The following is a 22647-nucleotide window of genomic DNA, read 5'->3' as shown; positions in this document are numbered from 1 at the left end:
CCCAGGGCGTTAGTCGCCAGGTGAAATGGAAAAAAAATTTTAGGAATGACTTATGATTTTTATTATTTAATGGTAGTTTTTACTACAGACGATATGATCCTATCATAAAACAAAAAAGTTGAATTTATATTTTACAATGCCAAAAGTTGAGCTAAAGCCGTGTTTCCTGACTCCTAACCGAGTCCAAATAGAGTATCCGTTGTTTGTGTATTTACCAGGGTTAGATGGAACTGGTGAATTATTGCGATCGCAAACTGCGGGCTTAGAGGTTGGCTTTGATGTCCGGTGTTTGGCGATTCCCAGACAAGACCTCACGACCTGGGAGGAGTTAAGCAACAACGTCTTGGACTTGATCCATGCCGAATTAGAAAAAAGCTCACACAGACCAGTTTACCTGTGTGGCGAGTCCTTTGGAGGTTGTTTGGCGATGAAAGTAGCGACCCAAGCACCACAGTTATTTAAGCGGATTATTCTGATTAACCCAGCATCAGCCTTTCAGCTACGCCCTTGGTTGAGTTGGACATCCCAATTTACTTATTTTGTTCCAGAATGCTTTTATGACCTGGGCGCATTAGGATTATTACCTTTTTTGGCATCCTTGGCACGTATTCCCCGTCATCTGCGCCATGAACTGCTGAAAACTATGCGTTCTGTACCCCCAGCTACACTTACCTGGCGATTGTCTCTCCTGAAGGAATTTAGTGTAACTGAAGCGCAGTTACGCCAACTCACTCAAGCAGTTTTGTTGATTGTTGGTGCAAGCGATCGCCTATTACCCTCAATCAACGAAGCCCAACGTTTGCTAAATATTTTACCTAACCCCAAGATGGCTGTATTACCTGACAGTGGACACGCCTGTTTACTAGAACACAATATTAATCTCTATAAAATCTTACGAGAGCAAAATTTTGTAGAACATCAAATCAAAGCATCTCCGCAGTTAGAGACTAAAGGCTAGTACCGCCGTGAAATCAAAAGTTAAAAGGCTTGTATTTTTGTATTTTGAGCTTACTAAAATGGTATGCCTATTTACTTCGTGCTGTGATTGTAATCAATTAGACTTTTTTAACTATAAACAACTGACAAATCAAAAAATATTCAATTTCTAGTGGACTGACACGCTTAAAATAGTGCATTACTTTGGAGGTGAAAACCCGCCGATGTAGCTTGCTTCCCGAAGGGTACGCCGATGATATGGACTTTGGCTAATACAACATTTTAAGCTTGCCACGCCACTACAATTTTTTGCAACTGGGCTGTTTGATAGAGCTAGAGCAACGCTGGTAAAGCTTCAGGCTTTTTAGCTAAATTTTTTATCCAAGATAATTTATTGAAGATAATTTTTCAACGCATCAGCTAATTGGCTAAAAAAAGCATAGATTCTTGTTTTGGTGATGATTTATCAGGTATATTTAATGATGATTTACAATGCTTGCCCAATGTAAAACACATAACTATAATATTCAGAGTATTTACGATAAAGGTCAATCTCCAATTGCTCCATATCGATCACTTCCAGAGCTTCGGTATCATCTTGGTAATGCTTTCGTAAACCCTGTAATTTTTCTTCTAAAGGTTGATAGTAATGATTCCACCAAGCTGATTCTGGTAGTACGAAATAATCAATGATTTTGTAGCCACTATATTGGATAATCTTTAAATTACCTTCAATATCCTGCATGGCTGGATAACCATCATTCCAAAATTCTTGTAATTCTGTTGGTGCGTTAGGTTTAAGCCATGTAAGTTCTGAAGCTACTAAGTACCCTCCATGTTTTAACAAGGGTTTCCATTGCTTCAGTCCATTTTCAAACCCAATAATGTATATTGAACCTTCCGCCCAAATAATATCAAAACTTGCATCAGGAAAATCAAGAGCAAACATATCAGCGTTGATTACAGTAATCTTTTCTGATAATCCTTGCTGAAGTACTTTCTGTTTGAGTTCGTTTACATAAACAGAATGATTATCGATAGCAATAATTTTGCCATTAGTCAGGCTGGCTAAGTCTAAAGTCTGAAAGCCAGGGCCACAACCGATATCTAGAATTTGGGGATGTGGTGGCAAATCAACCGATTTTAAGAAGGCATTTTTCGTAGATTCTGAATCACCAGGCCCTTCTCTGGGTATATTCTGATGAATTTGAAAAAATATATCTTTCTGTTTATGGTTCATATTGACATAATTTAACCTGTGTTATGCCCTCGCGCATTTCACGTTGTCGCCTTAACCAAGACAGTTTAATTATTGTACGCAGTAAGGGCGCAAATTGAACCAAGAGCGATCGCACTAAGGAATTTTTTCGCAGCAGTTCGCCTTGTGCAGCTTCGTGTAACTGTAGTTGCTGGGCGCGGATAATTTCTGGCTGACGTTCGGCTTGAATCTGTGATAGTGCAGTATCAATTTTTTGGTGTTCCGCGTCTGCTTGCAATATCGGTACTAAATAATTAGCTGCAACAATTACATCACGCAAGGCTATATTTATACCCTGAGCGCGGACAGGAGACATGGGGTGTGCAGCATCACCTAAAAGTAATATACCGGGTGCGTGCCATTGAGGACAATAACCCACCACAACAGACAGCTTAATGGGAGATTCGATGGTATCTGCATGATTGCGAAAATGTTCTGCTAGCCATGAGGGGGATAGTGAGGCGAAAATTTCTGCCCAATTTGCTTGTTTGTAGTCGGTTTTTTCGTTGGCGGAGATTACATAAGCTAAATGTAATTTACCTGACTCTGCACCATGAAAGATGCTAAAGATGCGATTACTATTTACAATTGTCCGAAATACATTATCATCTGCAAACTGGGGACTAGCTGCCAACTTAAACCAGAGAATATCTATATTTTTAGGTTGACGTACTAACTTTAATCCAGCACGTTCCCGCACGATTGAATTCCGACCATCCGCCCCAATGACTAAATCAGCCGTAAGTTGTCGCCCATCACTGAGTATCACACCTGCAACACGCTGATTACTCCAAAATAAATCTTTGACCGCAACACCCTGGATAAATTCAAATCCATCATGGGTTTGAGCTTCGGAAATTAAGGCTTTGAGCAGTGGCGGTTGTGACACCAGTGTACAGGGACGAGTTGACCCCATTGGCTCGTCTATGCGAAATAATTGTTTTCCCTCAATGATGAACTCCCAGCCATCGAGTGGGCGAGTGGGAATTTCTTCTAAAAGTGTAGATAGTCCCATTTGTGTGAGCGCATCTAACCCACTAGGCATTAATCCCTCACCGCGAAATACCCGATGAAAGTCTTTTGCAGCTTCAATGAGGGTTACGTTAATGCCATGTTTTACTAGGAGTAAAGCCAGTGCTGCACCTGTGGGACCTGCGCCTACAATAATAATTTGTGCCATTTTATGCCTTCCTTAAAAAAGGGGACTTTAAGAAATTTTTCTGAAACTTGGATTCCTGATGAGTAATTGCTGTATTACCCTATTGGCGTAATTCAGAATTATGATGCGCTAGTATACATTTGTATAACTAATTGCGATAAATTGCGTAAATAAATGGATATCATCAGCTCAATCGTCAAACTTGTGGCTCCCTATCTGCCATTTTTGCTGAATGCAGGTAATAAAGCCATAGAAGGAGCATCTCAGAAAGTTGGTGAAGATGGTTGGAATAAAGCCAAGGCTATTTGGGGTAAGTTACAACCTAAAGTAGAGGCTAAAGAAGCAGCCCAAGAAGCGGCGACAGATGTAGCTGAAAATCCAGAGAATCAAGATTTACAAGCAAGTTTGCGGGTGCAATTGAAGAAGATTTTGGATGCTGATACCGCACTGGCAGAGGAAATAGCTCAAATTTTGCAAGAACAAAAATCAAGTGATGCCTCTGTGAGTCTCAATGCTGAATCTTACGATGAAAGTATACAGATCAATACAGCAGGCAATGTTAATCAGCCAACCTATGACTTGAGTAGGAATACTAACAGCCCAAAGTAACTAACTATATTGCTGTTTATGGTACTGCACAGCAAGAAATATTGGAGTTGATAGAACGCAGTACCAAAGCCGAATCACCAGGGATTTTGAAAGCAGGTGACTCGCCCAAAAGCTTGGCTTATTGGCAAGGACGAACAGAAGAAATAGCCCAAATACAGCAATGGTTAACTGATGAAAATACATTTCTCATTGGCATAGAAGGCATTGGTGGTACAGGGAAATCTACTCTGTCCGCTAAAATTTACGATGAAATTGGGGGTTTTCCTAAACGTTTTTGGGCTGATGTCGGTAACGGGGCAAGTTTTAGCGATTTAGCGAGGAAAGTATTACAAGAATTTGGCTTTCCGGTTCCAGAACAAGAAACGCAGTTAGTCGAGGCGTTGATTAGGTGTTTACGAACTGGTCAATTTTTACTGATTATTGACAATTTAGAGAGTTTATTACAAGCAGATAGACAATGGGGAAGTCTATTTTATGGTGATTTCTTTAACGCCTGGGTGGAATCTGGCAGTAAGAGTAAAGTCTTAGTCACCACTAGGGAAAGACCTGAATTACCAAAAGGCTTTGCATGGCTAACCCTGAAAGGTTTGCAAGTAGAGGAAGGAGTCGCACTGTTAACTGCATTAGGCATTCGGGGAGATTTAGCTGAGTTTGTCAAACTGGTAGATGGGCATCCCTTATTGTTGAGATTGGTAGCAGATTTATTAAAAGAAGAATATTCTCAAGACCCAGATTTAAGCAGACTAGCAGATTTAGGTTTAGGCAACTTGCAGCAGTTGTTGACAGACCCCCAAGTGGTAGGTGTGCATCGCCGGGAAAATGTGGGAATGGTGTTGGTATTGGATGCCAGTTTTGCAAGATTGAGTGAACTGCAAAAAGCGTTATTGCTGAATATTAGTGTGTATCGTGGTGCAATTAGTAGCGCAGCAGCCTTGGCAGTATTGCCAGAAAGTTCAGAAGCAGAAATTGAGCAAGAGTTAAGGAATCTGGTTAAGCGTTCTTTGTTGGTAGAAAAACTCAATGGTAAGCGGCGATTTGAGTTTCAGCCAGTGGTTTTGGAGTATGTGCGGTATAAAGCAGGTAATCAAACAGAGGCGCATCAACGAGCTATTGATTATTATCGCTCAATTGCTAAACAACCACCCTGGACAACAAAAGAAGATGTCAAAGAATACTTAGAAATTTTTGATCACTTTTATCAGTTGGAAGATTATAACTCTGCCTTTGATAGCATTCGCGTTTGCGATGATTTTTTAAGCTTGCGGGGTTATTACATCGACCAAGTGGAATTATATGGGCAGTTGGTCAATAAATGGCAAGAAATTGGCGATCACGACAATTGGAAATATCGGGATTCTCTTATCTTTTTGGGGAATGCTTACTACTTTTTGGGAGATTACCAAAAAATGATTGAGTTCAATCAGCAGTCTTTGGAAATATCTCTGGAGATAGGTGATTATAACGCAGAAAGTGAAGCTTTAAACGGTTTGGGCGTTGCTCATAACTCTTTGGGACAGTACCAACAGGCTATTAATTTTCTCCAGAAATCTTTGGAAATCAAACGGGAAATAGGCGATCGCTATGGTGAAGGTACTGCTTTGGTCAATTTAGGCTATACTCATAACTCTCTGGGACAGTACCAACAGGCTATTAATTTTTTCCAGAAGTCTTTGGAAATCAAACGAGAAATAGGCGATCGCTATGGTGAAGGTATTTGTTTAGGCAATTTGGGTAATTTTTTCAACTCCCTGAGGCAGTACCAACGGGCAATTGATTTCTATCAGCAGTCTTTGGCTATAGCCAGCGAAATAGGCGATCGCTATGGTGAAGGTAATTACTTAATGGGTTTGGGCAATACTTACAACTCTCTCGGACAGTACCAACTGGCAATTAATTTCTTCCAACAGTCTTTGGAAATCAAACGTCAAATAGGCAATCGCTCAGGTGAAGGTAATGCTTTAAACAATTTAGGCAATGCTTACAACTGCCTGGGACAGTATCAACGGGCAATTTATCTCTATCAGCAGTCTTTGGACATAGCTAGGGAGATAGGTGATGGCTCAGGTGAGAGTAATGCTTTAAACAATTTGGGCAATGCTTACCGTTACTGTGGAAAATACCAAGAGGCAATTGATTTCCACCAGCAGTCTTTTGACATAGCTACAGAGATAGGCGATCGCAATGGCGAAGGTATTTCCTTGGGCAATTTAGGCAATGCTTTTAACTCCCTGGGGCAGTATCAACAGGCAATTAATTTCTATCAGCAGTCTTTGGACATAGCTATAGAGATAGGAGATCGCCCTGGTGAAGGTATTTGCTTAGGCAATTTGGGTAATACTTACAACTCCCTCGAACAGTACGAACAGGCAATTAATTTCCTCCAAAAGTCTTTGGCAATCAAACGGCAAATAGGTGATCGCAATGGTGAAAGTGATTCCTTGATCAATTTAGGCAATGCTTACGACAGCTTGGAAGAGTACCAACGGGCGATTGAGTTCTACCAGCAGTCTTTGGATATCTCTAGAGAGATAGGCGATATTCGAGGGGAAGCAAACGCCTGGTTTAATTTAGGTTTGACATTAAAAAACGTCAACCGAGAATCAGACGCGCTGGGTGCTTATCGCAATGCCCGCGAACTATTTCAGACAATGGGAATTGATACTAATTTGCAAAATTGCAACGATGCCATTGAGCGTCTTTCTCAACCACAAACGCCTGTAGTTTTTCGCCGTGGTTCTTGGTCGTGGTTGTGGCGGTTTTGGCGTTGGGTTCGCTCTTGGTTTCGGCGGTAAACAACGTCCATTCACTTATAATTAATATAAGCTGTTAATTTTCAACTTCTTAATCACCTATGCAAAAACTAGAAATAGAACTCGATCAAGAAACCTTTGCCAAAATCAACCAATTGGCACAAACCTATAATTGCGAAATTTCTGACATAATTAAAGCCATGATTGAGCAATTAACACAACCAGAAATTCTTAATAATTCATTTATCGGTAAATGGGCTGATGATGCTGAATTAGTTGATGAAATGGTCGCAGATATTTTAAAACACAGGAATTATAGAGACTAAAGTTAGGCGTGAGAAAATCTTTAATTGATACTGATATTTTATCAGAAATTCGCAAAGGTAAAAATTATAAAATTAATGCTGAGTCTATTACTTATAGAGCTATATGGCAACAGCATACAACTTCAATTAGCGTGACATTAATACCACGTTTCACCAGTAGTAGGGCTAGGGCTGCACCTACAATGATAATTTGTGCCACCCCATACCTCCTTGCAATATTTAGCGGTGAGTATCAATCATGCTTTTTGGCAATATCAATATCATTCCCATCATATATCCACATTGGTGTGACACCTTGTGAATCCTGGAAACCAAGTTTTTCGTAGAAGGGAACAGCATGATCTATTGACAGTAAGATTTGCTGATGGAAATTAATATAACGACTTTGTAGACGTTTCATAATCTCCCGTCCTATACCTCTTTTTTGATATGCTGGCAATATTAATAAATGAGAGTAATAAACAACCAAAGCACCATCTGAAATGGCATTACCAAGACCAATCAGCAAATTCTGATGCCATGCTGAAATCACTGTGTGCGAGTTAGTAAGAGCTAACAAAAGTTGTTCAGGCTTGTCTGCTGATGACCATCCACATTGTGAATAAAGATTGATTACTTGATTACGGCTAAGTTCTGCTTTGTCTTGATACTCAATTTCTGCAAAAGTCATTGCTATTATTTATTAAAATGGCCGTTAAACAACCTGGAATTTGCTGATCAATAGCTGATGCATAAAACAGGCAACTATCACACAGGACGACAACCAGATAAAATACCGTGCATATTTACTACTGAACCAATGACTGCGATCGCAGGGGCGCTAAATCCAGTTTCCTCGACTTGTCCAATAATGGTTGCTAAAGTGCCAATCAACTCTTCTTGTTCTGGTCTTGTACCCCAACGGACTAAAGCTATGGGTGTATCTAAATCTAACCCAGCTTGATTTAACTCTTCCACAATATAAGGTAAATTGTGAATGCCCATGTAAATGACAATGGTTTCTGAACCGTGAGCGATCGCCTGCCAATTTACCTGGGGTTTATACTTACCTGCTGACTCATGTCCAGTTACAAAAGTCACAGAAGAGCTATAAAGCCGATGAGTTAAAGGTATGCCAGCATAAGCAGAAGCCGCAATTCCGGCTGTAATACCCGGCACAACTTCCACAGATACGCCAGCTTGGACTAAATCAGCCATTTCCTCGCCACCACGACCAAAAATAAACGGGTCGCCACCTTTTAGCCGCACCACTACAGCGTTTTCTTGCGCCTTTTCAATTAACAAATGGGTAGTTTCTGACTGTAATAATGAATGTCTCCCCATACGCTTACCAGCATTGATTTTTTCAGCTTGGGGATTAATCATAGCTAAAATCGCTGGACTGACCAAAGCATCATAAATCACTACATCTGCACATTCTAATAAACCCTTACCTTTAAGGGTCATGAGTCCTGGATCTCCTGGCCCCGCACCTACCAAATAAACCTTACCCAAACACTTTTGCGCTTCTTTCTCTGTGCGGCTCATGTATCTATTAAATCCCCAATGATCTTAGCTAATTCTGCACTTGCTCCCAAAGGTTCTGCCAGTTGGAAAGTGACAGCAGGAAATTGTAATTTTAACTTTTCTATGGACTGAGCGATCGCATCAGTAATACCACCTGTAAATAAAAAGTACGGCAAAATTGTTACTTCCCGCTTACCAGCAGCAACTAAATCCTTTATACGTGATTCTAAACTAGGAGCTACAGCCCAATAAGCGGTGACTGCTCCCAATCTTGCAGCTATGGTTTCTATTGGCTCTAAAGAACCAGGACGACGGCTACCGTGAGCTAACAAAATTGTGGTTTCGGCTTTCATTGTAGCCATTTGCTCGGATAGTAACGTAATTAAACCAGGATGACTACCTAGATGGGGATGCAGGTTAATCATCATATTTTCACCAAGAGCCTGTTTTGCCAAAGTAATCTGCTCAGGAATATCCGTCATTACATGGACACCCGGTAGCAGAAATAGCGGGACAACCTGCAAGCAATCAACCTCGTCAACCGAAGTAGCAAATTTTTGGATCTGCTGATGTAAAGGCTGAGGTTGTAATTCCAAAGCAGCTATACCTACCTGATGTTGAGAATTACCCATTTGTGCAGATACCAACCCTGCTAATTGCTGCATAGCAACTTCTGGACGGGGGTCACGACTGCCGTGAGATACTAGTAAATACCCAGATGTCATACAAATTTAAAAGCAGAATAAGACAAACACAAATATAGAAACCCAGCCCAAGACTGATGTTATGAATTACGAATTATAACAATCCCCAAGTATTTGAACCACATTTGTTGTAGGGGCGCAAGGCATTGCGCCCCTACCGCGTCGTATATTTACTCAGGACTCAGCACTTTTCTATAACTTGGACACTAAAACCTGAGTGTGTTGCCAAACTTGAGTCCCACCAGCCCAAATCCTAGAAGGGAAGTATCCTTTGGGAGCAAACCAAATAAAAAAGAATTCTGGAATAGAGTTGGAGTAATAAGAATTCCAGCTAATAGCAGCAGCAAACTTGCCATAGTCACCGTTAACACTTTCGTAAATTTGCTTCTGGACGCTAAAGCCAAAACGCCCGTTGCTATACTTCAACCATAATTGGTCAATTGTTTGTAATATCTCATCTGGTAACTTTTTTAAATCATTACAAAAAATATAGCTACCAATTGGCTTCGAGATGGCTTCACACATCAGCGCCCAAGTTTCTTTGTCTGCTTGTTCCCATTGGCGTAAAGTCAGTAAATCGCGTAATCGGCTGTAATCAAGTTCTACCTGGAAATTATCTAGCTGTAATGTGGCTATATTCAGGGCTTGCAGAACTTCATCGGCAGATTGATAACGTTTAGCAAGGGTATTGTGCAGCAGTTTATCCAGAACTTGACCGAAGGCATGGCTGACCCGATTCTCACTCAATATATAGTCACGCCATACCCAGCGATCGCTGATCACATCAAACAAATCAAAGGGAGGAATTCCCGTCAGTAAGTGAATACAGGTAACACCTAAGCTGTAAAGATCACTGGCTGGTAAAGCTTTTCCCCGTGTTTGTTCAGGCGCAATATATTCTGGGCTACCGATGCTTGTCCCTGTCTTGGACAATGCTGTAGCCGTGACGTGTTTCGCCACCCCGAAGTCAATTAACACCAAATCCCCTTGGGGTAGACGACGCATGATATTTGCTGGCTTAATATCCCGATGGATCACTTTTCGGTCATGAATGAATTGCAGCACTGGTAACAAATTGCGGAGTAATTCCCCAATTTGGGATTCGTTTTTAACTCCTTGTGCTTGCAGTTCCTGTTCTAGGGTTTGTCCTAAAATCAATTCCTGCACCAAATACAGCTGATGCTTCTGTTCAAAGTACCCTAATAACTTCGGTATTTGGGGATGCTGCAATTTATTCAAACTCACTGCTTCCTGGCGAAATAATTCTACAGCTTTGTCAAAGCTTTCCCTGTCTGACACCTGAAAGCAGAGTTGTTTGATCACACACCTGAGTTTGGAGGGAAGGTGTTCATCCACAGCTAAATAAGTTTTGCCAAAGCCACCACTTCCAAGACACCGCAGCAAGTGATAACGGTCTTGAAGCAAGAGTTTTTCACCACATTTGATACAAACTAGATCCGTATCGGGATTTTGCGAATATAGACAGCCAACATTTGGACAGAGTTTCATCACAAGGGGAAGCTTTGATTGGGCTTACCGATTAGTATTCCCCATTTTGGCTTATTGCTGCTCGGCAGTGTAAGTATAAAAGTTATTAAATGCTCCCACGGTTTCAAATTTATAAACCGGTATCAAGGAACTCAGATTTAAATTCGTTCTATAAATACTAAAAATCACGAAATTCTGCTGTTCTGAACTTCTTGCCAAGACTTCCCGCATTTGGGGAGTGACTTGATCTACCAAAGTTTCGCATTGAGATTTGATTAAATTTTCCAAGAAATTGGTAGTTTTTTGGCAAATGTCGTTTTTGAGATACTCTGTAAGCCGTTGTTCTGCATACTCTTCGTATTCAACCTGAGAAGGATTGGTTGTGGCCATTGCCACCCCCAAGGCTGCTAATCCTACTGCTCCCGAACAGGCTATAATAGTAAGTGCTTTCATTTGTTCTAGCTTTAATTATCTGTAGTTATTGGAGTCTAAAGACTCTAAATTAACAAAATCCGTTCCTTGAAAAAAAATCTTGCTTATTTTCTGATCAAGGTGCTATAATCAGGAATATCGAATGGCGAGCGTAGCCAAGTGGTTAAGGCAGTGGTTTGTGGTACCACCATTCGTGGGTTCAATTCCCATCGTTCGCCCTATTTTAAACAAATTATTGATCTAAATCGTAATCCAGAGCAATTAAATTAAAAATTAATTGCCAAAAAATCTTTTTTCTATAGTTACCAATATTTTTCCAACTTTGTGTGAAAATCATGACATACATTCATCGGCGGGATGAAAAATTGTCCGTCCTTAGTTAGAGTGCAAAAATACTGAGTAGCATATATTCTGACTAAAGAGAAACACAAATGAAGATACCTGCTCACGGATGAGCTAAGGAACACAGAGAGAATTTGTCTGTGTTTGTTTGTGTTTATATGTGATTAGGCTCAAGGAGGAGGTGTGAGCTTTGTCCTGTCAGTCAAAAAATAAAAATCAACGTTAGGTGTCACTATGTCTGAATTAATCCAAGCAATCCTGGATAGCGAAGAAAAAAGCGATTTGCGTTCCTTCGTTAGTCAATTACGCCAGGAAGAAAAAAATTACTTGCTGCGTAACGACATCCTGAATGTTTTTATTGATTATTGCTCCAAGTCAGAGAAATCAGAAACTGCTGCGGCTTCTTCCCGGTTAGGTAAACTAATTTACTATACTCAGGAAATTATTCAAGAGGATTCCAGCCTGTGCTTTATTATTCGTCCTAAAATTGCTAGTCAAGAAGTTTATCGGCTCACAGAGGATTTGAACGTTGAGCCAATGACAGTACAGGAATTGCTGGATCTACGCGATCGCTTCGTGGATAAATTTCATCCCCAAGAAGGTGATCTGCTGGAACTAGATTTCGGTCCCTTTTATGACTACACCCCCATAATCCGCGACCCGAAAAATATTGGTAAAGGGGTACAATTCCTCAACCGCTATCTATCCAGCAAAATCTTCCAAGACTCAACACAGTTGCTGGACAGCTTATTAAATTTCTTGCGTCTCCACCAATACAACGGTGTCCAACTGCTAATCAACGATCGCATCAAAACTAAGCAGCAACTTTCTCAGCAAATTAAAAAAGCCATCACCTTTGTGATGAGCGATCGCCCCCAGGATGAACCCTACGAAGAATTTCGCCTTGAATTGCAAATGATGGGTTTTGAACCGGGTTGGGGTAACACAGCCAAGCGGGTACATGACACCCTGGATATTTTAGATGAACTGATTGATTCTCCTGACCCCCAAACCATTGAAGCCTTTATTTCTCGCATCCCGATGATTTTTAGAATCGTCCTAGTATCGTCGCACGGTTGGTTTGGTCAAGAAGGCGTTTTGGGTCGTCCTGATACTGGTGGACAAGTGGTTTATGTCCTCGACCAAGCTAAGAATCTGCAAAAGCAACTCCAAGAAGATGCTCATTTAGCTGGTTTAGATGGACTGAACGTTGAGCCAAAAGTAATTATTCTCACCCGTTTGATTCCCAATAGTGACGGGACATTGTGTAATCAACGGCTAGAAAAAGTTCACGGTACAGAGAACGCCTGGATTTTGCGCGTACCTCTGCGGGAATTCAACCCCAATATGACGCAAAACTGGATATCTCGATTTGAATTTTGGCCTTATCTCGAAAGTTTTGCCATTGATTCTGAAAAAGAACTCCTCGCCGAATTTCAAGGTAGACCCGACTTAATTGTGGGTAACTACTCTGATGGTAACTTGGTAGCGTTTCTGTTAGCACGGCGGATGGATGTGACTCAGTGCAACATCGCCCACGCTTTGGAAAAATCCAAATACCTGTTTAGTAACCTTTATTGGGAAGAATTAGAGGATAAATATCATTTCTCCTTACAATTTACAGCCGATTTGATTGCAATGAATGCTGCAAACTTCGTGGTTAGCAGTACCTATCAAGAAATTGTCGGGACACCCGATAGCGTGGGACAGTACGAATCGTACAAATGTTTCACCATGCCGGAGTTATACCACGTAGTCAACGGGATTGAATTATTTAGTCCCAAATTTAACGTTGTACCTCCTGGAGTCAACGAGAATTACTACTTCCCTTATACTCGTAAAGAAGACCGAGTAGAAGCTGATAGCGATCGCCTGGCTGATATCCTGTTTAACTTGGAAGATCCCAATCAAATCTTTGGTAAACTGGATGATCCCAAAAAACGCCCTCTGTTCTCCGTTGCGCGACTTGACCGGATTAAAAACCTCACAGGTTTAGCAGAATGCTATGGTCAGAGTCCAGAATTGCAGGAACATTGCAACTTAATCTTAATTGCGGGTAAGTTGCGTGTAGAAGATTCAGGCGACAACGAAGAACGCGACGAAATTATCAAACTCTATCAAATCATTGAACAGTACAATCTTTACGGTAAGATTCGTTGGTTAGGTGTGCGCTTAAGCAAATCTGATTCCGGTGAAATTTACCGAGTCATTGCTGATCGCAAAGGTATCTTTGTCCAACCAGCTTTATTTGAAGCCTTTGGTTTGACAATTTTAGAATCTATGGTTTCAGGAATACCAACTTTTGCTACCCAATTTGGTGGACCATTAGAAATTATCCAAGATAAAATCAATGGCTTTTACATTAACCCCACAAATTTAGAAGAAACAGCCGAAAAAATCTTAGAATTTGTGAGCAAGTGTGATCACAGTCCTCAATATTGGGATGCAGTTTCTCAGGAAGGAATTAACCGAGTATTAAGTACATATACTTGGAAAATTCATACCACCAAGTTGCTATCTTTAGCACGGATTTATGGATTTTGGAACTTTACTTCCAAGGAAAACCGGGAAGATTTGTTGCGCTACTTGGAAGCTTTGTTCTATCTAATTTACAAACCCAAAGCCCAAGCATTATTAGAACAGCATCAGCATCGTTAGAAATATAATTAGTCAGTTGTTAGTTGTTAATTTCCACGCTGACAACTGACTAAATGCTTAAATTTTGCCAAGTAACTGGCCCCACGACTCCATCTACCCCGACATTACGCTGGTTTTGAAAGGCTTTAACAGCAGTTTCAGTCAGGGGACCAAAAGCCCCATCCACTCGAATTGCATAGCCATTAGAAACTAATAAACGTTGTAAAATTCTCACAGAAGTACCGGAATTGCCAAAACGTAGAGTAGGTAAAGGTGGTCCAGTAAATCTAGGCGATCGCGCTGCTATATTAATACTATTATCGCTGATAACTGGGGCATCGTTGTTCTTCGCCAGAGTTAACGAACCTGAAAATATATGCCTTTTTGTGATTTTCTCAAATAGTTTGTCTTTAGCTAGCTGGGATGCAGATGAATTCACTGAAGAAATGTGATCTGTTTGCATGAACTCAGGTGGTGTAACGTCAGGATTTGCAACTAATTGAGTGAAGTTATTCTGTGTGAGGTTATCCAAGCTATTTTCCATGTCCAATGGTTGTTGCTTCGGTAATTTATTGGGTAAAGATAGTCCTTTTGCAGTTAATATACCCGTCATCAGCAGACTAATTTCGCTCATTGTCATTCATTTTATCAACAATTTATACTATAACTTGACAAAAACACCTGTTATGTGTCTGGAATGGTATATACAGAAACATTCCAAAAATCATGTATTTTTTATTTGTAATTATTATTTATCAACCATTTCATATCTCAGTTATTATTTAATTCTTCCCATTTGTAGAGACGCGATTAATTGCATCTGCTATATTTAAATTTAAGTTAGTTAAATGTACAATAACCTAGTATTTGCTTTCTTCCTCCCAAAGTCTCATCAACTTTCTCAGTAATTAATAGCGGTAAATAAATATATGCACAAAATATTTCATCCAGTAATAAAACTGAGCATTTTTAGATAATAAGCACTTTTGGGAATCATAAGTATAATTATAGTTTGTAAAATCTTTAACTGCAAGCCAGCTATTCATTGAAAAAATAGAATTTTTCCAATTCCAGCCAAGTAATAAAAATAACCGCCTCATTCCTATTCCAGGCATAAAAATTGCTAAGTGAACAGTTGAGTTTATATTTCCCTCTCCTTACCAAGGAGAGGGACAGGTTTTGCATAGCAAAACCAGGGTGAGGTCATGCCGTGAAATATTAAATCAACCTACAAAATCGCACTTTTGACTTCGCCCTGCGGTACTAGCCAATACCATCAATTACAGGATGGAAGTAGAAAGCAAACCCCAAAACTGTATAAGCAGCTAATAGTAAAACCCCTTCTAACCAATTAGATTCACCATCAGAACTAATACTATTAGCAATTAAAACTGACACCGCCACAGCTACTAATTCAAAAGGGTTAAAATCCAAATCCATCGGTTTATCAAGTACCCATCCAGCTATTACTAAAACTGGTGCAACAAATAGGGCAATTTGTAAACTTGATCCCACAGCGACCGATATAGAAAGATCCATCTTATTCTTCATAGCCACGGTGACTGCGGTAGCGTGTTCAGCCGCGTTACCAACAATGGGAACCAAAATTACCCCTGTAAACAGTGATGTCAAACCGAGTTGAGATGTGGCTACTTCCAAAGAACCTACCAACATTTCTGATTCCAGTGCCACCAAAAGAGTACATACTAACAACACACCACTCCATAGCCAGATATTAGGCTTGGTATGAGGTGTTTCTTCCTCTTCTATCTCTGCAACACCCACATCATATAAATAGGCATGGGTTTTCATCGAAAATAACAGCGTCAGAACGTAGACCAGAATTAACACAACTGCAACTGCCAGCGAAAGATTTTGTAGAACTTTTTCGTTAATTCCGATGGAAGTATAATTCACAGCCGTTGGCAACAAAATGGCAATTACAGCCAAATTCATCGCCGAAGCATTCACCCGCGCGACAACCGATTGAAATGTCTGTACCTTGAAACGCAGTCCACCCAAAAGCATGGAAAGACCCATGACCAGTAGTAAATTACCGATAATCGAACCTGTAATACTGGCTTTGACTATATCCACCAAGCCGGCATTCAAGGCAACTAGAGCTATAATTAATTCTGTGGCATTGCCAAAAGTGGCATTGAGTAATCCTCCCAATGAAGGGCCAACTACTACAGCTATTTCTTCTGTAGCTGTACCCATCCAGGCTGCTAAGGGCAGAATTGCTAAACCAGCTGTAATGAAAACTACCAACTCTCCCCACTCCAAAAAGTGGGCTGCTAGGGAAACTGGAATAAACACTAATAAAACGAGAAAAAGTTTATTTTTAACTGACATTTGTTACCTTAAGGTGAGAGTATCATGCACAGATAATTCGCAATATTTTGCAAACAGACACTAGGATACTCTGAAGTGTCTGCGGTGTCCTGAGAAATTATACTGTCTCTACATTAGTACTCGATATGTAAAATAAAATTGCAATTTATGGAGTTTCTGCAAACTTTCGTAGCAAAAATATTAATTAAAGCTAGGATTTTTCATGAAATATAGGGTTTAATAGATAAAAAGACCCTGATGTATTTGACTAATGCTGCTGATCAAAACCCCTAATGGCTGTGTGATAACGCAGATTTCCGGCTTTAGTCAAACAGTTTTTTCGCCAATTTGACTGTATTCTATAATCATAGTTTTGCTGTATACCGGATTTTTGATTCAAACCTCTGTAGTAAGGTTTAAATCCTAGGTTTCGGCGCAAATGTAAGTTTTTTATTTGGATAAATATACATGACTTCTGCTGCTGAAAGGCCAGTTAACCCTGGCGTAAGTTTTACATCACATTCAACTCCCCACGATACTCACCAGACTGATCCCCTGAAACAGGCGACTGGTGTTTATGTCACGGTGCATGGTCATTTTTACCAGCCACCACGGGAAAACCCTTATTTAGACGCGATTGAACGTCAACCCAGTGCTGCACCTTTCCATGATTGGAATGAACGCATTCACTGGGAATGCTATCGCCCCAACGCTTTTGCCAGGGTCTGCAATGACCAGGGTGAAGTAGTGGAGATTGTGAATAATTACGAATATTTCAGCTTTAATATGGGGCCAACGCTGATGTCGTGGCTAGAACGCTACGATTTTGAGGTGTATCAGCGCATTTTAGAGGCAGACATCAAGAGTTGTCAGCGCTTGCATGGTCATGGGAATGCGATCGCGCAGGTATACAATCACATTATTATGCCTTTGGCCAATGAACGGGATAAATACACCCAAATTCGCTGGGGAAAAGCAGATTTTCGCTCTCGGTTTGGGCGTGATCCCGAAGGTATGTGGTTAGCGGAAACGGGTGTGGACTACCCCACGTTAGAAGCTTTGGTTGCCGAAGGTATTCGCTTCATTATCCTCGCACCATCTCAAGCGCAGCGTTGCCGTCCCCTACCAACAGAGAATGATCCCCACCCGGAATGGTTAGAAGTTGGCGGTAGTCAAATTGATCCTACCCGTCCTTATCGCTGTTATCTCAAAGAAAGTAGCGACACTGATACCCGCCCTTACATTGATGTCTTCTTCTACGATGGTCCCATTTCACGGGATATGGGTTTTAGTGATGTGGTTTATAATTCCAGTCACTTTGCTGGACGCATCGGTTCGGCGGTACGTGGGGATCACCGTCCAGCCCAATTAATTTCTGTGGCTACAGATGGGGAAACCTTTGGACACCATAAGAAAGGAACCGAAAAAACTTTAGCCTACGCTTTTATCGGTGAGTTTCCTAAACACGGTTGGACGGTGACAAATTTTGCTCACTACCTCAGCCTGAATACTCCCACTTGGGAAGCGGAAATTAAACCCGCCACAGCTTGGAGTTGCGCCCACGGTGTTGATAGATGGCAAGATGACTGTGGTTGTGGTGGTGAAGGTGGTGTCTGGCATCAAAAATGGCGGCGACCTTTGCGGGATAGTTTAAATTGGCTGCGGGATCAGCTGATTTTGGTGTATGAAGAAAATGCTGGGTTGCTATTTAATGATCCCTGGTTAGCACGAGATGAATATATTCAAGTGATGCGCGATCGCTCTCCTGCTAATGTTAACTCCTTCCTGTCTCGCCATCAAACCCACAAACTCACCGCAGCCGAACAAGTAGATGCTTTGCGCTTGCTGGAAATGCAGCGTCACGCTTTGCTGATGTTCACCAGTTGCGGCTGGTTTTTTGAAGAAATTTCTCGTCCAGAAGGTACGCAAATCCTCCGCTATGCTTCCCGTGCTTTGGAATTGGCTGGAGATGTGGCTGGTGTGCAGTTGGAAAAGAATTTCCTCAAACGCTTGGGATTAGCCCCCAGTAATGTGGATAGTTTCAAACATGGTGGGGAAGTCTATCGTCAACTGGTGCAAACTGCCCAGGTTAGTGTAAAGCAAGTAGCTGCTCACTATGCCATTACTTCTCTGTTTGGTAATCCTAAATCTACAGAGAAGCCCAATCCTCATCCTGGAAAAGCTAAATATCCTCATCCAGACCAAAAGCGAGTTTATTGTTACACCGTCAATGAGATAGATTACCAACTGCAACGGATGGGATCATTGACGCTGGCGGTGGGACATTTACAGCTAGTGTCAGAAATTACCTGGGAAAGTGAGAGTTTAGTATTTGCTGTACTGCATTTGGGCGGATGGGATTTCCACTGCTGTACTCAATTATTTACCGGAAGACGGGACTACAGCAAGTTGAAAGAAAAGCTGTTTAGTTCTTTAGAACAGGCGAGTGCGGCTCAAACTATCTTGGTGATGACACAGCTATTTAAAGAAGAAACATTCAGTTTGCAGAATCTGTTTGCTGAAGAACGTCACCGGATTATGCGCCTACTCAGTCAGGAAACACTGACCCGTTTAGATCAACTTTATAGCCAAGTCTATCGGAATAATTACGGTATTTTGATGGCGTTTCACCGGGATGAGTTAGAGGTTCCGCAAGAGTTGCAGGTAGCCGCCGAGATTGCTTTGGGATCGCGTTGTATGCTGACGTTGCGATCGCTTGAGCAAGATATCACGGAATCGGCCTTGAGCTTAAGTCATGTTATAGAATTAGAGGCGATCGCTACTGAGGCGAAACATCTACATTGTCGGCTGAATATACCCGAAGGCAAGCAGATATTAGAACAATTGATCATGCGATTACTTTGGCAATTGTTACACGATGCTAACGGTAGTTTTGCCATAGAAATTCAATGTTTAGAACGGTTAATTGATGTTAGCTATGAGCTAAATATTGGTATTTCTTTACATAAATCGCAAGAGTTATATTTCAGTTGTTTGCAAAGTCAAATTGTGCCATTGTGTCTCACAAATTTTAGCAATAAAGAAGACAATAATCAATGTCGTCAATTGCTGAAGTTAGGGAAAAAGTTAGCTGTTGATGTCAACCATATTTTGAGTAAGTTGGATTAAATCAGTATCAAATTTGTAGGGTGTGTTGTCGCGCAGCGCAACGCACCTTTTTTTAACGCAAAGGTACGCGGAGGTTTAAGAGGGGAGAAAGGATACTCTTTAGTTAACTAGATTTGGTTTTGTATTAGGACTTACATATTAGTCTCTACACCTTTATCTAAAAAGTTCTCAATAATAACTTTTAAATTTTTTAATTCCCTATGATGAAGGGACAAGAATCTAAAATGTGTGGAGTTACTATGCCCAAGCGGGTAATTATAGAAGTACAAAGTTGGTTTAAACGAGAGAGAATTGTCAGTAATTTAGAACTTTTTCAAGACTTTATTGTTATTGCTCTGTGCTTGGGATTGTTTGCTGTGATGCTAATTCGATTAGCAGATATGTTTTCTTCCTTTTTACATCCTTTGGATTTACGAGAAGTAACTTCTGATATCTTATTTATTTTGATTTTAGTTGAGTTATTTCGATTGTTACTTGATTACTTACAAGAACAGCGTATTTCTGTAGGTGCAGCCGTAGAAATTACTATTGTTTCGGCTTTGCGAGAAGTAATTTTACGTGGTGTTCTGGAAATTCCTCGTGATCAAATATTGGCAATTTCTCTATTTCTAGTAGTTTTAGCGGGAATTCTTGCAGCTTTACCTTGGATGTCTCGTTTTTTTGAAGGTGCGAAGATTATCACCCCGGAAACAAAAGAAGAAAAAGTATAGGAATACCATAGGAGTTTTAATATGCTTTTTACCTACTTATTGTAGGTTTTTATTTTGCAATATATGCGGGATAAAATATTAGAATACTATTAAATTTAAAAAGCAGATTCAGTTTTAATTTTACTCATCCAGGTATTATCTATAGCCTATTTTTCTGTTAAAAATTAATTCTTTTTAAAATATTTATTGCCTGCAACTTGTATGTTTCTATCTCAGTTTTAATAGTTTGATGGAGATTTCGTTCAAATTTCTTATCACGCTCATCCATACTTTTTTTCATAAAAAAATAACCCCAAGACAAAATTATCATACTAATGGCAGATTGTCTAGAAAAACTGAAAACTCTGATATCTTGAATATTTTGCCCCCACAACAAAATAACTAATGATAAAACAATAGTAATTACTAATATCACAACCTCTTTTCTATCTATAAGTTTTTTCTTATTCAATAGTTTATTAATACTTACTGAATGAATAAGATCACTGAGTTCTTGTCCAACTTCATAATTTTCACGCTTTAATTTTTCTAACCAGGCATAATTATAATGGGATGGATTATCCCATCTGGTTTGGCAATTCTCTTTAATAACTTGATTTGCTAGTTGATTTAGGTCAATTTTTTTATTTTTCTTATCCTGACGCTTTTGCATAAATTCACTAACGGCCAGCTTAGTAAATTTATCCCATATATCCTCAAATTCAGAAACTACACTCATTACTTCTTCTATAATAGGTTGAATATTTTCTCGGCATGAACTAATCCAATTTATGAATTTTTCATAATCCACACTATTTTGATATGCATTTTTGAGCTTGTCAGATATCTCTCTCTTTGGTTGATGTACTACCTGATAATCTGCGACTAAGCTATGCAAATTATCAATATATTCTTGCGTATTTTGCCGCATCTGATAAACACACTTTTGCAGCAATGATTTTACTTTCTCTAAATTCTTCTGTTTTAAATCTAAAGAAAATACTTTTGCAGCGCCACGAATGAATCCCAGAGCTTCAGATTTACCTATGGTTTTAGTTATTCTGGTTGCTAAATCCTCACTAATACTGGCTTGTTGACAGATATCTAAAGCTTCTCGATTAAAGATAGGTAAAACAATCTTAATTTTATTAAGTATAACAGAAGATTTTTGTTTTACTTCAATGATATAAGCATTGGCAGCATTATTTATTTGACCACGAGCAGCACCTAACCATTCAGGATTATTTTTGTCAATTTGAAATTTAACTTCTCTACAACAATCCATCTCCATTTGTGCCAAGGAAGTAATTAATGGTACTTGCATTAAATCTATTCCGCAAGTTATCTCCTCAATAAGTTTGTTAAAAGTAATTTGTCGATGTTTGAGGTCTTCTTCTGCCTCCAATTCCAGTTTTTGAATCTGTTGTTTTATATTCAGTAACTGAATTTTAAAATAAGCAGTTCTTTCTTGCAAGTGAGATTCAAGAATTGACAGTCTAGACAATAAAGCTACTCGATTTCCCAACAGTTCATAGAAAATCATCTTCATGTGGTTTTGGAAGGCTATTCGTGTTTCTAGCATTTCTGGCTCATCTTGTTTGAGCCAAGCTTTTGCAGCAGTTGTAAACAGGGCTGGAAAACCCACTAATCGATTTCCTATACCTGTTAAACAACTATTAGCCCAGGAAATCAGAAGTTCTCTTTCTTCTAGATCAATCTGATCAATTTGATTGATAATAATAACTAAATTACCTTTGAGTAAAGTGTTAACTTGCTGAATTACCTCTCGCTCTGCTTCAGCCAACAATTTACTGGCAAGCAAGACAACAATTGCCAAATCCGCCTGTTGAAGTTGTTGGAGTGTGACTTCTGAAAGAGTCGCATTATCTAGTAACCCAGGTGTATCCACCAAAGACCACTGATTTTTGAGTAGGGGTAATGGCAAACCTAGTTTAACGGATTGAACACCATCCGGTGCTTCCGAGCTACCTTGAGAAGTATCTAAGAGGATGTACTGTCCAATCTGCTCTGGAGAAATTAATTGACTATGATTAACCCAAGCAGCAGGTAGGTGATGGTAAACAATATGAGTGGGAACTCCTGTGGCTCGATTACTTCGAGATGGTAGCCAAGATGAACCCAACAAAGCATTGATGAGTGTAGATTTACCTGCTTTAAAAGCTCCGAAAATTACAGCTTGTTTATTCTGCTTTTTTAGTTGTAATTCAAACTCTTTTAAAGGTGTTAAATAAGCTTGATATTCGGTGTAAAGTATAGATTGAGGAGGTGTATTGAGATTTTTTAAGAGGGTAATAATACCAGATTCAATTTTTTCATTAATTAACATG

17 protein-coding genes and 1 tRNA gene are annotated in these 22647 nt (G+C 39.9%); 8 read left to right on the top strand and 10 right to left on the bottom strand.

Features of this window, described 5'->3' with window-relative positions; all coding sequences use genetic code 11:
- The first annotated feature begins 136 nt into the window (after window positions 1-136).
- Window positions 137-958 carry an alpha/beta fold hydrolase gene (locus ACM0OW_RS20840; protein WP_414552048.1) on the top strand — a complete coding sequence of 274 codons (822 nt, stop codon included), beginning with the start codon at window positions 137-139 and terminating at the stop codon, window positions 956-958.
- Window positions 959-1423: 465 nt separating this feature from the next.
- On the opposite strand, the gene ACM0OW_RS20835 is transcribed toward ACM0OW_RS20840, so the two are convergent.
- Window positions 1424-2176, bottom strand: coding sequence for a class I SAM-dependent methyltransferase (locus ACM0OW_RS20835; protein ID WP_414552047.1), 753 nt, complete (start codon window positions 2174-2176; stop codon window positions 1424-1426).
- A complete protein-coding gene (locus ACM0OW_RS20830) occupies window positions 2166-3374 on the bottom strand; it encodes an FAD-dependent monooxygenase (protein ID WP_414552046.1) in 1209 nt (402 codons plus the stop codon). The genes ACM0OW_RS20835 and ACM0OW_RS20830 overlap by 11 nt, the downstream gene beginning before the upstream one ends.
- Window positions 3375-3527: 153 nt before the next feature.
- Between ACM0OW_RS20830 and ACM0OW_RS20825 the strand changes: the two genes are divergently transcribed.
- The 3 genes from ACM0OW_RS20825 to ACM0OW_RS20815 are packed head-to-tail and all read left to right on the top strand — an operon-like array spanning window position 3528 to window position 7038.
- Window positions 3528-3962, top strand: coding sequence for a hypothetical protein (locus ACM0OW_RS20825; protein ID WP_414552045.1), 435 nt, complete (start codon window positions 3528-3530; stop codon window positions 3960-3962).
- Between the two features lie 41 nt (window positions 3963-4003).
- Window positions 4004-6754 (top strand): tetratricopeptide repeat protein, encoded by a 2751-nt coding sequence (locus tag ACM0OW_RS20820; protein WP_414552044.1) that lies wholly within the window; start codon window positions 4004-4006, stop codon window positions 6752-6754.
- 59 nt (window positions 6755-6813) lie between these two features.
- Entirely contained in the window at window positions 6814-7038 is a 225-nt protein-coding gene (locus ACM0OW_RS20815) for a hypothetical protein (protein ID WP_414552043.1), read from the top strand.
- Window positions 7039-7270: 232 nt separating this feature from the next.
- Here ACM0OW_RS20815 and ACM0OW_RS20810 read toward each other — a convergent pair whose 3' ends face one another.
- The 5 genes from ACM0OW_RS20810 to ACM0OW_RS20790 form a co-directional block, all read right to left on the bottom strand.
- On the bottom strand, window positions 7271-7708 hold the full coding sequence (locus ACM0OW_RS20810) for a GNAT family N-acetyltransferase (protein ID WP_414552042.1): 438 nt from the start codon (window positions 7706-7708) through the stop codon (window positions 7271-7273).
- 77 nt (window positions 7709-7785) lie between these two features.
- Complete coding sequence (cobA, locus tag ACM0OW_RS20805) at window positions 7786-8565, bottom strand: uroporphyrinogen-III C-methyltransferase (RefSeq protein WP_414552041.1); 780 nt, start codon at window positions 8563-8565, stop codon at window positions 7786-7788.
- Entirely contained in the window at window positions 8562-9269 is a 708-nt protein-coding gene (locus tag ACM0OW_RS20800; protein ID WP_414552040.1) for a sirohydrochlorin chelatase, read from the bottom strand. Before ACM0OW_RS20800 ends, cobA begins: the two co-directional genes overlap by 4 nt.
- A 171-nt stretch (window positions 9270-9440) precedes the next feature.
- A complete protein-coding gene (locus ACM0OW_RS20795) occupies window positions 9441-10673 on the bottom strand; it encodes a protein kinase domain-containing protein (RefSeq protein ID WP_414552039.1) in 1233 nt (410 codons plus the stop codon).
- A gap of 135 nt (window positions 10674-10808) precedes the next feature.
- On the bottom strand, window positions 10809-11189 hold the full coding sequence (locus ACM0OW_RS20790) for a DUF4359 domain-containing protein (protein ID WP_414552038.1): 381 nt from the start codon (window positions 11187-11189) through the stop codon (window positions 10809-10811).
- 124 nt (window positions 11190-11313) lie between these two features.
- On the opposite strand from ACM0OW_RS20790, the gene ACM0OW_RS20785 reads away from it, so the two are divergent.
- Both ACM0OW_RS20785 and ACM0OW_RS20780 read left to right on the top strand, forming a co-directional pair.
- Window positions 11314-11386: transfer RNA gene (locus ACM0OW_RS20785), tRNA-His, on the top strand.
- Window positions 11387-11744: 358 nt separating this feature from the next.
- On the top strand, window positions 11745-14168 hold the full coding sequence (locus tag ACM0OW_RS20780) for a sucrose synthase (protein WP_414552037.1): 2424 nt from the start codon (window positions 11745-11747) through the stop codon (window positions 14166-14168).
- Between the two features lie 49 nt (window positions 14169-14217).
- On the opposite strand, the gene ACM0OW_RS20775 is transcribed toward ACM0OW_RS20780, so the two are convergent.
- Window positions 14218-14781 carry a peptidoglycan-binding domain-containing protein gene (locus ACM0OW_RS20775; protein ID WP_414552036.1) on the bottom strand — a complete coding sequence of 188 codons (564 nt, stop codon included), beginning with the start codon at window positions 14779-14781 and terminating at the stop codon, window positions 14218-14220.
- A gap of 629 nt (window positions 14782-15410) precedes the next feature.
- Window positions 15411-16502, bottom strand: coding sequence for a calcium/proton exchanger (cax, locus tag ACM0OW_RS20770; RefSeq protein ID WP_414552035.1), 1092 nt, complete (start codon window positions 16500-16502; stop codon window positions 15411-15413).
- Between the two features lie 447 nt (window positions 16503-16949).
- On the opposite strand from cax, the gene ACM0OW_RS20765 reads away from it, so the two are divergent.
- Complete coding sequence (locus tag ACM0OW_RS20765; RefSeq protein ID WP_414552034.1) at window positions 16950-19610, top strand: DUF3536 domain-containing protein; 2661 nt, start codon at window positions 16950-16952, stop codon at window positions 19608-19610.
- 239 nt (window positions 19611-19849) lie between these two features.
- The gene (locus ACM0OW_RS20760) at window positions 19850-20320 is read left to right on the top strand and encodes a phosphate-starvation-inducible PsiE family protein (RefSeq protein ID WP_414552074.1); all 471 of its coding nucleotides are present in this window, start codon (window positions 19850-19852) and stop codon (window positions 20318-20320) included.
- Between the two features lie 157 nt (window positions 20321-20477).
- Here ACM0OW_RS20760 and ACM0OW_RS20755 read toward each other — a convergent pair whose 3' ends face one another.
- Window positions 20478-22646, bottom strand: coding sequence for a dynamin family protein (locus tag ACM0OW_RS20755; protein WP_414552033.1), 2169 nt, complete (start codon window positions 22644-22646; stop codon window positions 20478-20480).
- Window position 22647 lies beyond the last annotated feature (1 nt).

This window comes from Anabaena sp. CCY 0017, from assembly GCF_963920885.1.
In the GTDB taxonomy this organism is placed as follows: Bacteria; Cyanobacteriota; Cyanobacteriia; order Cyanobacteriales; family Nostocaceae; genus Nodularia.
Note: the sequence above shows the minus strand (reverse complement) of the source record. Positions and strands in the feature narration are given on the sequence as shown.

What these genes read in the sequence shown, in the direction of transcription:
- ACM0OW_RS20835 (WP_414552047.1), bottom strand. Translation starts at nt 2,176, where the DNA reads ATGAACCATAAACAGAAAGATATATTTTTTCAAATTCATCAGAATATA.
- ACM0OW_RS20840 (WP_414552048.1), top strand. Translation starts at nt 137, where the DNA reads ATGCCAAAAGTTGAGCTAAAGCCGTGTTTCCTGACTCCTAACCGAGTC.
- ACM0OW_RS20790 (WP_414552038.1), bottom strand. Translation starts at nt 11,189, where the DNA reads ATGAAAGCACTTACTATTATAGCCTGTTCGGGAGCAGTAGGATTAGCA.
- ACM0OW_RS20810 (WP_414552042.1), bottom strand. Translation starts at nt 7,708, where the DNA reads ATGACTTTTGCAGAAATTGAGTATCAAGACAAAGCAGAACTTAGCCGT.
- ACM0OW_RS20830 (WP_414552046.1), bottom strand. Translation starts at nt 3,374, where the DNA reads ATGGCACAAATTATTATTGTAGGCGCAGGTCCCACAGGTGCAGCACTG.
- ACM0OW_RS20780 (WP_414552037.1), top strand. Translation starts at nt 11,745, where the DNA reads ATGTCTGAATTAATCCAAGCAATCCTGGATAGCGAAGAAAAAAGCGAT.
- ACM0OW_RS20760 (WP_414552074.1), top strand. Translation starts at nt 19,850, where the DNA reads ATGCCCAAGCGGGTAATTATAGAAGTACAAAGTTGGTTTAAACGAGAG.
- ACM0OW_RS20755 (WP_414552033.1), bottom strand. Translation starts at nt 22,646, where the DNA reads ATGTTAATTAATGAAAAAATTGAATCTGGTATTATTACCCTCTTAAAA.
- ACM0OW_RS20825 (WP_414552045.1), top strand. Translation starts at nt 3,528, where the DNA reads ATGGATATCATCAGCTCAATCGTCAAACTTGTGGCTCCCTATCTGCCA.
- ACM0OW_RS20815 (WP_414552043.1), top strand. Translation starts at nt 6,814, where the DNA reads ATGCAAAAACTAGAAATAGAACTCGATCAAGAAACCTTTGCCAAAATC.
- ACM0OW_RS20800 (WP_414552040.1), bottom strand. Translation starts at nt 9,269, where the DNA reads ATGACATCTGGGTATTTACTAGTATCTCACGGCAGTCGTGACCCCCGT.
- ACM0OW_RS20765 (WP_414552034.1), top strand. Translation starts at nt 16,950, where the DNA reads ATGACTTCTGCTGCTGAAAGGCCAGTTAACCCTGGCGTAAGTTTTACA.
- cobA (WP_414552041.1), bottom strand. Translation starts at nt 8,565, where the DNA reads ATGAGCCGCACAGAGAAAGAAGCGCAAAAGTGTTTGGGTAAGGTTTAT.
- cax (WP_414552035.1), bottom strand. Translation starts at nt 16,502, where the DNA reads ATGTCAGTTAAAAATAAACTTTTTCTCGTTTTATTAGTGTTTATTCCA.
- ACM0OW_RS20775 (WP_414552036.1), bottom strand. Translation starts at nt 14,781, where the DNA reads ATGAGCGAAATTAGTCTGCTGATGACGGGTATATTAACTGCAAAAGGA.